The sequence below is a fragment of the Terriglobia bacterium genome, from assembly GCA_020073185.1.
Lineage (GTDB): Bacteria > Acidobacteriota > Terriglobia > Terriglobales > Acidobacteriaceae > JAIQGF01.
This window is the reverse complement of the sequence record JAIQFT010000077.1, coordinates 1-14612: the sequence shown is the minus strand read 5'-3', so window position 1 is coordinate 14612 and position 14612 is coordinate 1. Positions and strand designations below refer to the sequence as shown.

Annotated in this window: 5 protein-coding genes; all 5 read right to left on the bottom strand. The window is 60.7% G+C overall.

Annotated features, from left to right (window positions below):
* Positions 1–187: 187 nt before the first annotated feature.
* Entirely contained in the window at positions 188–1021 is an 834-nt protein-coding gene (locus tag LAN64_19055; protein ID MBZ5569933.1) for an outer membrane lipoprotein-sorting protein, read from the bottom strand.
* Between the two features lie 192 nt (positions 1022–1213).
* A complete protein-coding gene (locus tag LAN64_19050; protein ID MBZ5569932.1) occupies positions 1214–1690 on the bottom strand; it encodes a hypothetical protein in 477 nt (158 codons plus the stop codon).
* A gap of 468 nt (positions 1691–2158) precedes the next feature.
* Positions 2159–10804 (bottom strand): IPT/TIG domain-containing protein, encoded by an 8646-nt coding sequence (locus tag LAN64_19045; GenBank protein MBZ5569931.1) that lies wholly within the window; start codon positions 10802–10804, stop codon positions 2159–2161.
* A 15-nt stretch (positions 10805–10819) separates the two neighbouring features.
* The gene (locus tag LAN64_19040) at positions 10820–12484 is read right to left on the bottom strand and encodes a multicopper oxidase family protein (GenBank protein ID MBZ5569930.1); all 1665 of its coding nucleotides are present in this window, start codon (positions 12482–12484) and stop codon (positions 10820–10822) included.
* A 19-nt stretch (positions 12485–12503) separates the two neighbouring features.
* Positions 12504–14135, bottom strand: coding sequence for a multicopper oxidase domain-containing protein (locus LAN64_19035; protein MBZ5569929.1), 1632 nt, complete (start codon positions 14133–14135; stop codon positions 12504–12506).
* Positions 14136–14612: the final 477 nt, after the last annotated feature.

Below are 14612 nucleotides of genomic sequence, written 5' to 3'. Positions count from 1 at the left end.
CGCCGCCGCCGGTCGCGCGCTGTGCCGCCATCCCGCCGCATAGGACAAGACCACGAGCACCCCCACGGCAACTACGTACATGGTTTTTTTCATCGCATGTCCCCGGGGCGGCAGAGCAAGGTTTGCTCCGCCCATCAAAGCCTCTGCCTTGTTCAACCTGCAACCAGGCAAACCTTGACGTCGTAGCTCAACGTGGCATGGCGAATCGTGCTTCGTCCAGTTTGGGATTCAACACGATCTTTTCGATCTGGATCTTCTCTGTCTCCTTGACTCCCTCCACTGCCGTCTCCAGAACGTAGGGCATCATCAGCCCATTGACCGCTTTGTAGTCGCGGAAGTAGACCGCGACCGGATGATACTTGCCGTCCAGCCGCCGTGGCGTCCCCTCGATCTTGCTTTCCAGAAAGCTCTCGGCGTCGATCCACACGTGACGAACGTGCCCGCCCTTGTCGGTTACTTTCAGGTTGTAGGCGTTGCGCCCATCCACCTTCTCCAGGCCTTCCAGCTCTACCTTGGAGCCCTTGGCCGCGAAATCGATGAGCGGCCCATCCAAATCCGACTGGGCGCCAGCCGCTTTCAGTTCTTCCGCGGTGAACGGCTCCACTTCATGGCGGTTCAGAAAGGGACGCAATTTCCACCCCTTGCTGCCGTCGTACACCTGCAGCGCCGTCTGCCCCTGGAACTGAATCTCCACCCGCATCTTGCGCGGACGTTGCAAGTCCATGACAAAGGGCAGTTGCACCGGCTCGCTGGGCCGGCGCGGCGGCATGTTCGCCCCCCCGATCCTTGTCCCCGGCACGGGAATCGTACGCTGGTTATTCCCCCCGGCGTCCATCTTGCCGCTCATTTCCAGCGCCTGCACCGCCCGCCACGCCTGCAACCCACCGCGCGCCGAAACGTTCTTGTCCACGATCTGGGCCGCAGTGAGGTTGCCGCTGCTCGCTCTCGGCGTATCCGCCGCTGCCGCCAGTGAAACTGCAAAAGCCACTATGCTGCAGATTGCTAAAGTCTTTCGGAACATCGATTACTCCTCTGTGCTTTCACACTTGTAAAGTTGCTTGGACTTGCAAACCAATTCGGAAACACTGCACCGGGCTTCAGCCCTAGGCGAGCACCCAGCAAGCGAAATCGCATACCGCCATCTTTCGCGCCGTGTATTTAGCTTGCTCGCTCCGCAGTGTCTTTGGGGGAGACGGGATTCGCGAGTCGAGTCCTATTGGACTACCAGTCCTTCGGCTCGAAAGTTTCCAATGACTACATTGACACGATGCCCAGGTTTCACCAGCCTGCCTTTGTTCGAGAAAGCCATCCAGTAGGCATTGCCCACCACCGGCGTGCTGCTTTGCCGGAGTTGCCCCACCTTTTCCAGCGACGGCACCACCAGCTTGACCCCGGCCTGCGGGTCGATCAAGGCCGGCTCGGCCTTCTTATCGTTGAGTGCCTTGGCTTTGTTCGCGTCTAACACACGGTAGGTAAATCGAATGATCTCGCCCGACTCCACCGTCTTTACCCCCAGCGAGTCCACTCCCCAGACTTGTCCATAGTAGAGTCTGGCTCGTTTCGGAAACTGACTTGCACGGTAACGGGTCGGTGCCGCAGCCACCGCCGGCTTGTTGGCCGGGGCAGCAGATTGCACCCCCACCGGCGCCACCAGGATCCCGCCGGCCAGAACCCCGGCTAGCACCATCATCGTTGTACTTGGCATTACTTTATGGTCCAACATCGTTGCTATACCTCGTCCCGCTCCAAACTGAGCTATCAAGAGATGTTTTCCAACCATGAAACGGTGCGGAGAACCTTCATCCCAGCTACCTCGCACCGCCCCCAGCTACCTCGCATCCGCTGGTGGTCAGAGCTCCGGTCAGCCCTTTGGGTTCCCGCCGAACCTAATCTGCTGTTGCCATCCGCCATTGCTTCACTGCACCCGTTTCTGAGTCCCCGTGGCAGGCTGCGGCTGGTTGGCACGAGCACCCCCCGAGAGAACGAAAGTGCTGCTCGCCAGGAAGCCTGCGAACAGCACTCGCTTTACCGCTGACTAAACTTCTGAACATCACAGTCCTGGTCTCTCTTGCCCCATTTACAGCTCTTTGAAACTCACCCTGGGTTGCCGTACAAGGCCGGACATCCAGTTTCGGATGTCCGGCCTTGTACGGGTCGCTTAGTTCACCGTGAACGTCCGGTTGCCGGTGGTTCCGCCCACAGTGGTGATGCTGACGTTTCTCCCACCGGTTGCGGCGGTGCCGGAGATTGTGAAGGTCGCCGTGACCGAAGTGGGGCTCACTACCCTAAAGCTGCTGACAGTGACGCCGCTGCCGGACACGTTTACTGACACCGTGCTGCTCAGGTTAGTCCCGGTAAGGGTCACCGAAACGCTGCTGCCGCGAGCACCCGAGTTAGGACTGATCGAAGCCAGCGTCGGAGCCGGGGTGGCCACGAACTCGACTGCGCCGGCGTCAACCTGTAGGTTGGTCTTCCTCGAATTGCCGAAGAAGTCAGTGCCCGGCGCCACCGCGTAGGTCACTGTGGAGTTAACCGGGTTGATGTAATTGATAGCCGGCGAACCCGCAGCCAGCGCGTAGTAGCCGAGCAGGGAACCGTTCACTGGGTTGGTCTCAGTCAGCGGACCCCAACTGATGTTGATCCAGTTGTTGCCTTCGTCCACCGTCGCGTTGGGCAGCAGGCTGAAGATTGGGTTGGGCACGGTCGCGTCCGCGATGCCCGGAGGCACCTGGAAGCCCGTCCCACCAAACTCCGGCGGGATCCGCGAACCGTCGCAGTACTGACGGACAACCCGCGGGTTGGATGCCGTATTGGCTCGGAAGCCTGTGCCCCCGCCGGGATAACCTGCAATGCTCGTAAGAACCGATGCCTGGGGAGCTAGCGTGAACCCCGAGCCGTGGTTCGTCGGTCCCGTATCGCCGCGCACGCCGATGTCCCAATAGCTCACGCCGGGGACGCAGGCGCCGGTGCCTCCGGTAATGATCGACCCGTTGCCGTTGGCCGTCGTGGCGAACGTTTGCGGCTGGTTGACCGCTGGGTTCGAGGTAAATGCGTTATACAGCGTGACTACGTTCTGCTGGAACTGCGCATCGGGTTGCGCTCCCACGCCGATGTGGTACGAGCGGTTCTGCCAGAACACATCGTTATACAGCACCGGGAACGAGATCGACCTACAAGAAGCATTGGCGGAGAGGCTCGGATGGCCTGCGGGACAGATAACCGTCGCGGGCAGCGCCGAGGTCAACTGCGGGCTGTTCCCCAAAACCACCAATCCGGCGGGCTGAGGCAGCGACGAAGTCGACCCATTATTCGTGGAGCCCGGAGGCGACTGCGAGCTCGCCAAGGGAGCGCCCAGCGTGTTGAACAGCACTCCCGACGATGCGGTGGTGTCGTTGGCTATGACTGTGTTGTTGATGAAATTCACCGCTAACGAATCCTCCAGCGATACACCAGCGCCATCCCAGCCGGCCACGTTGTCGGCGATGATGTTGTTGGTGACACTGACCGAGTACCACAGCGGCGGAAGCAAGGGGAAGCGCGGCACCTCTGTTCCGTTGACGGCTTGGAAGCGGATACCGCCACCGCTGCCGCTTTCCGCAGCGTTGCCCATGAACAGGTTGGCGTTAATCACCAAGCCGGGACCCGAGCCATCGCTCAGCCCAGGCACGCAGTCGGTGTCGGTCACTGTGCCGCACTCAGTGGCCACTCCGTTGATAAGCTGGTTGCCGTCCGGGGGCGAGCCCATAACAATCAGCCCGCCGCCGTTGGTCGGGATGGTCGGGTTGGTACTCTGATTGAACAGGAAGGTGTTCTGCTCGATGTCGCCGTTGTAGATGAACCCCATGTGACCAACGCCGCCACCGTCACCGGTGCTCAGGTTCCCGCACACCCAGTTGTAGTTGAACTGGTAGAAGTCGGCGCCTGTGCAGAGGGTAACGCCGCCTGCCCCCGCCGGCGTGGCCGAGAACAATTCGTCGCCGGTGGAAGAGTTACTCGTGACCGAGTTGTGGTGTACGTTGACGTTCAAGTTCAAGCAGTACGGCAGTTGCGTGTTCGTGATGTTGCTGTCCTGGCAGGAGCCTGGAGCGGTGGTACCGCTATTCGGCGCAAGTAAAGCTTCAGGCGTTTCACCCTGGCCGATGCTGATGCCGCCCGACAGCGTTCCCGCATTGTTGTTAACCCGGTTGTTGGCGATTTGGATGTTATGCCCCCAACCGTGCACGAAGATGCCGCCGCCCCCCTGGGAGCTGTTGGTGATACCCAGGCCATCGATGCTCGACGGGTTGCATTGGAAGTTGCTCGGGAACTTATTCTGATTGTTGCCATTCCCGTTGCCCGTTCCGCAATCCTTGTTACTACCCGTCAGAAGCGTGGTGCCGGCCGGGAAACCGGCTTCCGCCCCGCTTCCGAAGATATCCGTTGCGCCGGCCGGAATGTTCACGCCCTTCGATAGCACCGTAACGGCAGCTCCTTCGTAGGCTCCCATCAGCGATGGCTCCTGCAACAACTCCGCCAGGTTGCCGTTGACGGTCGTATCCCAGCCAAGAATGCCCTCCAGCGCGATCCGATCCACCTGAGGATTGTTGGGGCCGCCCGTGAAGGCGTTCCAGCCCGTACCCGGGCAACTAAGCGCCCCACTGGGATCATAAGGATTGGAGCCACCGTTAGGTCCATTGCCAGTAGAGGGTTGACCGTTGAGCGCCAATCCAAACAGGCAATTGACCTGCTGGCGCCATGGCACCAACCTGCCCGCAGGATGGGGGTTGGCGTTGATGATGCTGGAGACCGCTCCGACACCTTGCAGCCGGACCGGCTTCCACATGAGCAACATTTCCGTGTGTTCACCCGGAACAGCGGGGGTGGAGGCGGTTGCCGGGGTAGCGGGGTCAATTATGATCATGTCACCCGGAAGGGCGGCGTCGATCGCGGCCTGGACGCTGGCGCTGGCGGCCACATGGGTCGGCGCCTTGCCGCCGATGGTGACGGTCACGGTGTCGATCGACATCTTGCCGTTGGCGGCCGTGATGACCAGTTCACCGCACTTCGCGAGCTGGCCCGGAGGCGGGCCTCCGTATTGCTGTTGCTGCGCCACGGCGCAGTTCGGCACCCCGTTGGGCACATTGACAACGATGGTTGTGTCATTCCAAGTGGTGATGTTGGCCGCAGTCACCGCTACCCCACCGATGCTAACGCCACCCTTCGTAGAGCCAAAGCCATAGTGGCGGGTGATCTTCTTCTGATTGAAAGGAGCCGTTGTGGCCGAGGGTCCGGAGTATCCGTAGTTGTTCACAATCTGGTCGCCCAGCGCGTGGATCGTCAGCGTGTGACCGGAACCGGATGCGCTCACCCAAGGTCCAATTCCATTGCTGCTATCCACTTCGCTGATCGCAGGCGTGGCGTCCGGGTAGGCGCAGTCAGGATTGTTGTATCCCGCACCCGCAAACGCGGACGTGGGCACCACCGGAGTGTCCATGTACTGGGTTTGCCCAGGCATGAACGGAATCTCGTAGCAGAACTGGCTATAGCTCGGGTTGTACAGCGGGTCGGTGATCATCTGCCCGTTGGTCGGCGATCCCGGCCTCGTATCGAGGATTGGACCCGCGTCGTTCATGCAGGTGACCATCATCGTGGGAGCATATCCCGTCGGGTTGGGCGGGTTGACTTCCCACGTCGAGTAATTCAGCCCGTTGTACGTCCCCCAATGGTCGGAATACGTGCGGGCAATCTCGTTGTAATTGAAATCCCTGATCGATACCGGCAGGTCGGGCGGCGAGAATTTCTCACCGAAGGTCGGCGAGAACGGGTCGAACTCCGACGTGTAGTCGTCCGTGATGATGCCGGTGTAGTGGGCGGCGGCGTGGGTCGAAGTGAAGACGTAGAACTTCGCCAGCGCCGATGACTGGTCTTCCAGTGCGATTTCCTTGCGGTCGCACAGGTTGCGAGTCGCCCCGGCGAACGGCGCTACTTCCGCCGACCTCGGGAACAGGCTGATGAAGTCGGGAACGATGCGCGCCTGGCCTACGCACGGCCAGAACGTCTCCACGCTTCCCGTATCGCCCTCGTGCCGTGGTACTACCCCCAGATCCGTTGTCGAGTTCTGAGCATTGTAGCTGTTGTAGGTGGCGCCGATAGCGGCCTGGTCGGGCAGAATGTAAACGTTGCCTAAGCCGGCGAATTGCTGCGTCACCGGCGCAATGTAAGTGTCGCCGATCAGGATGTTCTTGTCCTCTTCCTTCACCAGCTCATAGCCCGGAGGGACAACCATTTCCACTACGTACTTCCCGGCGGGCAGCATCGGGGTGCCATCCGTCGGATTGGCTACGCAGATGGTGCAGTTCGATCCGGGGCGCGATCCAGCAGTACCGTTAACCGATCCGACGCCGGTCGGTGCTCCGCTGGTCGGATCTCTGCCGATGATGCTGGGGAACAGGTACATGCCGTCGTAAGGCGCCGGCTGCAACTGGTTCCAGTTGTGCATGCCGTCATAGCACTTGAACTGGGAGTTGTTCGGGATGGTGTGCGCCGGCGTCCCCCCGTTGTTGTACGCGTCGAGGTAGTCCGGCTGGTTAAACAGCGAGAAATAGAACAAATCGGTGGTCGTCTGGCCCGGGCAGTTCATATAGGGCTTGTTAGTGGCCGGGTAGAAACCTTGCGCCCAATCGTCCCAACTGCTGGTCTGGGTGGTGTCAACCAAGGTCAGGGTTGGCGTCACGCCGTCCGCCGCCGTCGCCTCCCGGTAAAGGTTCATCGTGACATTCGGAACCAACGGCTCCCAACTGAGCTGCAGCAGCAACTGGGGGTCATCAAACGGGCGCGTCGAGGCATACACAACATGCCCCCTGATGCCGCCGTTCTCACCAACCGCGAAGGGCTTCTTGCCGAATTCCAGGAACGAGTTCTGACCGGAGAAACCCTGCCAGCCCTCGCTCACAACCCAAGGCGGATCAATTCGGCCAGTGGAACCGGTTGCGCTGCTACCCGGCCCACCCGTGATCGAAAACCCGGTGCAGTCGGCATTGGAGCAATAGACCGCGCCCGGAACCCGCAGGGCAGCCGGCAGAGCGACAGCGGCCGGCTCGTTTGTGTTCGCCATGAAGTTGTAGTTGTTTTCGGTGCCGCACGCTGGGTAGCCCGGCTGCCCGCACGAGGCTGAGCCGTCGGCTGGCCCGCCTGCGTCGTAAACCACGTGGGTCCCAGTGTTCTTGTAACGGGTCGAATCCGTTTCAATGACATACCAACTGAACAGCGGGAATACCTCGTTGAAGCCAGCGTAACCGTTCAGGTCGGTACTGTTGAAGTTGGAGAAGCTGCCGTCGCGGAACCGAATGTTCGTTGCCACGAACGTGAGTCCAGGTTCCAAGTCGTTTCCTTGGGCATCCCTGTCGGGTATACCGTTGCCGTTCTGGTCAAAGAACGTCCGAGTGTAGATGTTCGCCTGCCACTGCTGAACCGGAACGTCTCCCATGTTGACGGTAGTTCCGCCGGACAGCGCCACCGGCACCGAGAGTCCGTCCACCAGTTGATCGTTCCACTGATCAAAGAGGGTTATTCTCCAATTACCATCGGGAAGACCCGAGAAGCTGAAATTCCCATCGGCGTCGCACTTGGTGAAGGCAAAGTCCTCACCGTCCGGGTCTCCCAAGCTGACATAGCACTGGGTGAAGGAGAAGCTGTCGCGCGAACCGCTGCTATAGAGTCTCTCATCCGGTGTCCGGCTCATGCGCGTGGTCGTGACCTTGCCCGTCACGCTGTTGTGACAGTTAGTGCCCGTGAGGTTGGGGTCGGAACCGTTGCAAATTCCCGGCAGGCGGTCATTGATGATTTTCGGGTTGGCAAAGCCGATGGAAACGTGGTATCCCGCCGGCCCGAACTCCTGGAAGAAGCTCGGCTCGCCGACCCGGAGGAACGAATCGTGGGCCTTCTGGCCGTCCAAGGTGTTGGTCTGCAGCCACTCTTCACCTCGGGCAATCCGGTCGGCAGCCGGCGTCGCCACGACACCATATCTGCCGGGGTACAGGTTAGCAACGACCGCCTGGCCCGCCAGCGGCGACAGAGTTACGCCATCCGCTTCGTATCTCGGGCAGGTAACGATCATGCCCGTGATCCCAGTCGGACTCGGAGCGCCAGGCTGGCCGGTTCCCGTATCTATACCAACCGACGCATCCTTCGAAACCGGGCAAGCATCCTTCCCGGTGGCTGGATCAATCGTGCCCGCCAAAGCGTTCGACAACGGCATGTTGAACATGTCGTAGGTCGGCTGACCGGTCGCATCGCCGGTGCCGCCAGCATCGTCAAAGAGGGTGATTTGGAAACTCCCCAGACCGGGCTCGTTGGTCGCCAGAATGTCGATTCCGCCGCCGGCATCCTGCTCGCCGTTGAGCGGAAAGTCGTCTTCGAACACAAACACCGAGAGCTTCGCAGGTTGGAGCGGAGTGGGCTCCGAGATTACCGTGACGGCTGTCTGGCCGGCGGCGATCGGAGCGCCGCCCATGCCGTGCCCTACCCCGACGGAGGCGGGGTCGAGAGCGTCGGCGCCGTCGCCCGGCAGGACCGAGATGTAGTAGCGTTTAGTCGGGTCCAGATGGACCTGGCTGGGATCCAGGGGCGTCTGTTGTGAGGCGCCGGTCCGGCAAACGCCATCACCAACGTCGCAAACCGCCGGTTGACCGAGGACGGTCTGACCCGATTCGCAGGCCAGCGTGCCCACGCAGCCCGTCGCCACCACCGGCATGTAGCTGGTGTGGAAATTGGTCCCGAAGGTTGGCACGATGCCGCCGGTGTTGGTTGTGGTATTGGGGTCGATATAGAAGGTGCGATCTTCCTCAATGATCCAGCGATAGTCTTGGGGAAGAGTAGTATGTGTCTGGCCGTCCATCAGCGTTACTTGCAGACCGGTCGGCTGCGGGAAGATCAGCGTCACGGTCGCGGACGAAGCACTGACCGTCCCTTGGGAGTTTTGCGCCTTGTAGGTAAAACTGTAGGTACCCGGCGCGGTAACCGACGCGTTGAACGCGCCACTCTTATCCATTGCAAGCGTTAACGTGCCTGGTCCACCGTAATTTCCCACGCTCGCCGTGTTAACCGTAAGCGGATAGCCCGCGTTGTCTTTGTCAACCGACAGGACGCCGGGGGACTTGATGCTCAACGACGTGGCCACCTCCGATGTGTAGGTGATATTGCCCATCACGATGCCGCCGGCCCCTTCCACCGTTGCCGCACCCAGGGTCACCGTAGCGGTGATCGCCGGGTTGCCGTTCGCCTGGTAAACGAACGAATCCGGAGCGGTGCCGGTGGCGCTGGGAACATAAGTAAAGGTGCCGTTGGCATTGAGAGTCAGCGTGCCGTTGGTCGGCGCTGTCAAGACGCTTACACCGTAGACATTAGTATCGTTCGCGATCACACCCTTGCCCGGATCCGACACGGCGAACGCCGGGCACGGAAGCGCGGCGCAGGGAGTCAACGAGTTGTACGTATCCGCGCGGGCTACTGCAGGCGCGAGTGCCCCGGAGCTTGGGAGTCCAGCGCCATTGACGCCAATGTAAGCCAGCATCCCGGCGTCACGCCCGATGGCGTTGCCTGAAAGGCTCAACTGGCGGTCGAATATCGGAAGCGCCGTCCCGCCGGCGGCAGGCACATTAATCATCACATCGTAGGTCTTGCCCGCAGCCATAAATACTTCGCTCTGCACTTTGGGAAGACCCGGTGCCGGGTTGCCGTCTTCCGCGATCAGCGAGAATCCTCCCACCGCTGGCGTCCCGGTTTGCGATCCCACGATCGAGGGAACGTGCATGCGCAAGCCGGCATTTACCAGGCGCACCAGGACCGATCCCGGTGCGGTAGCCGGGGCTGTCGCCGCCGGCGATGCCGCGAACACCGAGGTCGAGGCGCTGGTCTTGTTGAACGCCACTCCGTTAAACAGGTAGTACAGCGGCGTGTAGTTCACCGCCGGCGGATAGCATTGGTGATAGGTCGGCGAGCTGGGATTGCCGCAGCCGCCTGCCAGTCCTGACCACACCATGGTCTCGCTGAAACCCGTAGTGTTGACCGCGGTGCTGACAGCGTTGTTTTGGACCGGGTCGATTTCACTGAGCAGCAGCGGAACTTCCGCATCGTAGCTCACGCCGGGATAGGCGGTGCCAGCTGCACTTTCGGTCCCGGCCGTCGCCGTGGGCGCGGTGGTCACCACCAGCATTCCGTAAAGGCCCATCGGACCTTGGATGGACGGGTGCGTGCCCGACTCCATCAGGTACGTGCCCGGCCGGAGGTTGGCCGCTGTCCAAGTCAGTGGCGTGGTTGCTCCGCCCGCCACTTCCGTGGAGAACGACTGCACCCGATTCCCCTGGATCGGCGGCGTTCCCTTCGTGGTGGGGTCCGCGATCGGCCACGTGGTTAGCTGGGCGTTAGAGTGGTCTGGACTCGGCGTGGATGTCGCCGCTGCTCCCAGACCGCCCCCCAACTGGCCCACGACCACCAGCGAGGTGGGCACGGTATTCGCGCCAAACGTGAGGCTATTCGTCAGGTTGATCGTCAGGCCTTGTCCCGTCGGAACTGTAATCACGACGGGCGACCAAGTCCCGGCGGCCACCGGATTCAGCGCGGCGCAAGTGGCAGTGGAGCCAGCCACGACCGCGCCGCAGCTGTAGCCCCACATCGGCACCGTGGAGCCATCGGGCAGAGTGGTGGTCGTCGGCCCCGCAGTCAGGTTGACCTGCTGCTGGGCGGCGGACACGCCCGCTCCAAGGAGGAGAATTGCTACTGCGAGTACCGCTGCCTTCAGGCTGATTTTGAAATCGTTCAATCGCATTGCTCTTCTCCTCACCTAAAACGTCTCGTCGATGACAAATTCCCGGGAATCAACCAGCAGCATCATCAGCATGCCGCCAGGGAAAATGTTGTTGGTGGTGATTTCGCGCTCGTTGTGCGAGTGCCACATATACGCAAAGCCGGCCTCGGTGGAGGGCGAGTTCGCGATCGTGCCCGAAGGCGGAGTCGTACCGGTGGTGCCGCACTGTGTACTAGTGCCCGTACCAGTGCATGTTCCGAAAGTCGCGCGCGCGGTCGCATCCGGACCCAGATAGGGACTGCCGCTGTACCAGGGACCGTTGGTCAAGATATTCGGATCGGGCAGAGTGGCAGGGCCGCCGCTGGGCAGATCGCCGAACGGGGCAACTTCGAGTGCTTTGTTGTGGTCCTGGCACCACTCGTAATAGTTGATCGCAGACCGTACCTCCGGATGGGTAAGGACGCCGGAGGTATTGAAGCCGGTGTTGTACCCGTTGGCATCCGGATAACAGGGAAGCGTGGCGTTTGCGTCACTAGAAGCGGGATTGTGACCGTACATATCCCAGTTCAGGCCCCTGCCTGTGAAGTAGAAAATCCCATCGGTCGCCTGGCCCGGAACTGTCGAGGTGGTGAACAGCACCGGTCCGGCCAGATCATTAGCATTGGTCGCGCTGAGAATCAGGTTTCCGTCGCGCGCCAGAGTGCGAACATGGTTAGCGTGCTCATGGAACGGATGTTGCCACCGGCCCTGGCCGATGACGCGTATCAGCGCCAGCTCGCCCGCATGCATGTGAGGATCCCCGTTGTAGGGCTGGTGCGGATACTGAGTCGCATAGTTGGCGTCCATGTCGTCAGGCATCGAGCGTCCGTTAATCAGGAAGTACGCGGGATGGTAAGGCTCGGTCGCGACCTCAAGACTGCATCCCGGAGCCCCAGCCGTGCAGCCAACCTTTGCCAGAACCTGCTCTTCTGCCTGGCGGTGAATGCGCGGGTCCATCTCGGAGAACTGGAACATGTATTCCCGGTCATAGCAGCTCTTGGGATGGTCGTAGGCGGCCGGTGCCAGCCGGTAATCAGCTTCATGCCAAAGGGCTTCCACGGCCAGATTTGCAGCCCGCAGCCCGGACGTGCATTCGCTGGGCACGCTGGCTGGGAGCACAATGATGGCGCCGTACAGGCCCATCTCCACCTGCAGGTCGCCTTGCGTTCCGCTGTAATAGGCGCGTGTCCCCGGCGACGAGGCCGTGAATCGGTAGGTCACGGTCTGACCGGGAGCAGCCTCTTGCGTCAACAGGCCTGCCACGCCGTCTGTAAACGCTTGCAGCACAAAGCCGGGAAACAGAATCGATGTGTTGCCGGCCGCAGCGGGGAGACTGTTCGTCAGGCGCACCGTGACCGTCTGTCCTTCCGTGACGATCAGCGTGGGGCCGGGAACCTGCATGGGGTTGCAGAAGGCGCCGGTGATAGCGGCTGGAGCATAGCCGCTGGGCGCGCCGTTGCAGCCGTATCCCCAGGAGTAAACCGCCGCCCCGTCCGGCTGACTGAGGTAAGCCGGTTGCGCCGTCAAGTTGAAAGTGGCTGTCGCTCCTGCGCCACCTGTAATGCCGGGAGCCGCAGCGTAGGCCGCCGTCGCCGTCAGCAACAACGCCACCATCGGCGCCAGAAGCAGCCGTGTCATCGAATTTGTTTTCTTCATATTCATCGGCCTCATTGCTGCTCTCCTAATTGATATGAACTTCCGTCATCAGCCCGCCAAAGTTCTCGGCGTCATTTGACAGGTGGTCAAGATTGGGAGTGTAGAGATAGAACACGCTGCCTGACGGATACTTGCTTGTATCGCTCGCATCCAGAATCACGTCCAGCGACTCGCCGCCGCCCAACGTGATCGAGTTGGTGTTGTAGTAGAGGTTGTTTCCCGCCTGATCCCGCAGTAACTTGGCATTGATCGCAATGACCGTCATCGGAATTCCCAGCGAGGCCAAGGTCTGATGTTCCTGAACGTCCAGGTCGGAAAGCCGCAGCAGAGCCCTTCCGCCAGCCGGGATGTTGACGAGCGCAGACAACGGCTGCGAGAAGTGGTTGACTCCATCCGTCGCCGGTGCCTGCATCCTCTTCGTCGAATCAGCTTCAAACATCGGAGAAGGCGCGATCGTGTCGGGGTAGCTCCGCCCGTTCAGCAGGAAGTACTTGTCTTTCATGTCAGCAAAACCTTCCGGGTTGAAGGTCATGCCGACGAAGTGGAAGTTGGGGTCGAAGCCGTGGATCTGGATGGGATACTCAACGTCGTATCGGGTCGAGCCGTCGCCGTCGTTGTAAGCATACTTGTAGGGCTGGCCCGTTAGTGGATCGATGCTTTGATTGACGCTGTTCGAGGCTGGCAGGGGATTGGTACACAGGATATCGGTGTTGGGATTGCACGCCGTGCGCAGGTCCAGTTGCTGTTGCTGGAGCCCGGCATACAGGCCCTGACCGACCGGAACCCGGTTCTGCCGAGGCCGCACATAGATCTGCCCGACCATGCCCATCTGCAAGTGTTCGGGAGGCGTGATGTGGCAGTGCCAGAAATACGTTCCCGCATCCGGCGCCAGGTAGTAATACGTGAAGCTGCCGCCAATGTTGATGGCCACCGAGGCGTCCGGCACACCGTCGTAGAACGACGAAGCGTTGGGGTAGCCGTGGAAGTGGACCGTGTGCTGCTCGAACAGGTCCGGCCGCATGATCATGCCCACGTTGGTCAGGGTAAGGAAGAACTCGTCATCCTCATCAATCGCCATTAACGGCGCCGGGATGTTGCCATTCATCACCCCGATATCCTCGATGGGGCGGGGATCCACGTGTCCATCCAAGGGGGCACCCGCGGTCCCACTTCCATTGTTGGCATCCACGTCGGGGGTCAGCCCCACGGCGCCGTTGTACGTAAACGTACCCAGGCCGTTCGCGTCCACCGTCGTGGCTGGATCGCCGGGTTGCAGCGATCCCGGGAACACGGTATTGAAGACGTTCGGAAACTCGGTACCGGGCTTGCCGGCAGCCATGTCCGCCAGCCCCGACAACGGTCCGAACGAGAACATGTACGTTTGCGTGCCGTCGCCCATCGTCGCGAAACCGTCGCCGCCCCCGATCTGCTGGCACCTGATCGCGCCGTTCACGTGCGCGGGGGCTGACGGATATCCGTTTGTGCCGGTATAAGTCGGTCCCACATACGCAGGTTCCGAGTTATTGTTGGCCGCCACCGGGTGAGTTATGGTGCTGGTTGGACACTGAACGCGAAAGGATTGGGCGCTCGCGGTAGCTGTCACGATGCAGAGCAACAGCGCTGCTACCAAAATAGGAGATAGTTTCCTGATCGCCATGCTGAGTCTCCTAAAAGTCGGCCTAGTTGACACAAGGTGACGCACTGTGCCGCTAAATGGCACAATACGGCGAAACTACAGAGTCACAAGAGATACAAATTCTCCGGGGCCTAATTTCTCCCCATTGTCGGGCGCTGAGTGGTTGTCGTGACAACACAGAGCAGATCATAGGAGGCAGGCTCCTGATCGCCATACTTGGTCTCCCATAAGCCGGTAAGTGACACAGGATGCCGCACTGCGCCACTGGATGGCAGCATAGGGCGAACCTGCAGAGTGACAAGAGATACAAATGCTCAGAGCTGTATTTCTCTATTTAGGAATGCGACAACTAATTTGAAGGGAGGGTGTCCCATCCATAGTTGAAGGTTGAGGGGCGGTTCTCGACCCGGCTCTTGATAGAGTCGGGTTGGAAACTTTCTCAACGAAAGGAGAACCGCCTTGAAGCGAAGCTACCACACCCTCAGCACTTTGGGAAAA

Coding starts and splice junctions, on each gene's coding strand:
- LAN64_19045 (MBZ5569931.1), bottom strand. CDS start 10,804: ATGCGATTGAACGATTTCAAAATCAGCCTGAAGGCAGCGGTACTCGCA.
- LAN64_19055 (MBZ5569933.1), bottom strand. CDS start 1,021: ATGTTCCGAAAGACTTTAGCAATCTGCAGCATAGTGGCTTTTGCAGTT.
- LAN64_19040 (MBZ5569930.1), bottom strand. CDS start 12,484: ATGAATATGAAGAAAACAAATTCGATGACACGGCTGCTTCTGGCGCCG.
- LAN64_19035 (MBZ5569929.1), bottom strand. CDS start 14,135: ATGGCGATCAGGAAACTATCTCCTATTTTGGTAGCAGCGCTGTTGCTC.
- LAN64_19050 (MBZ5569932.1), bottom strand. CDS start 1,690: ATGATGGTGCTAGCCGGGGTTCTGGCCGGCGGGATCCTGGTGGCGCCG.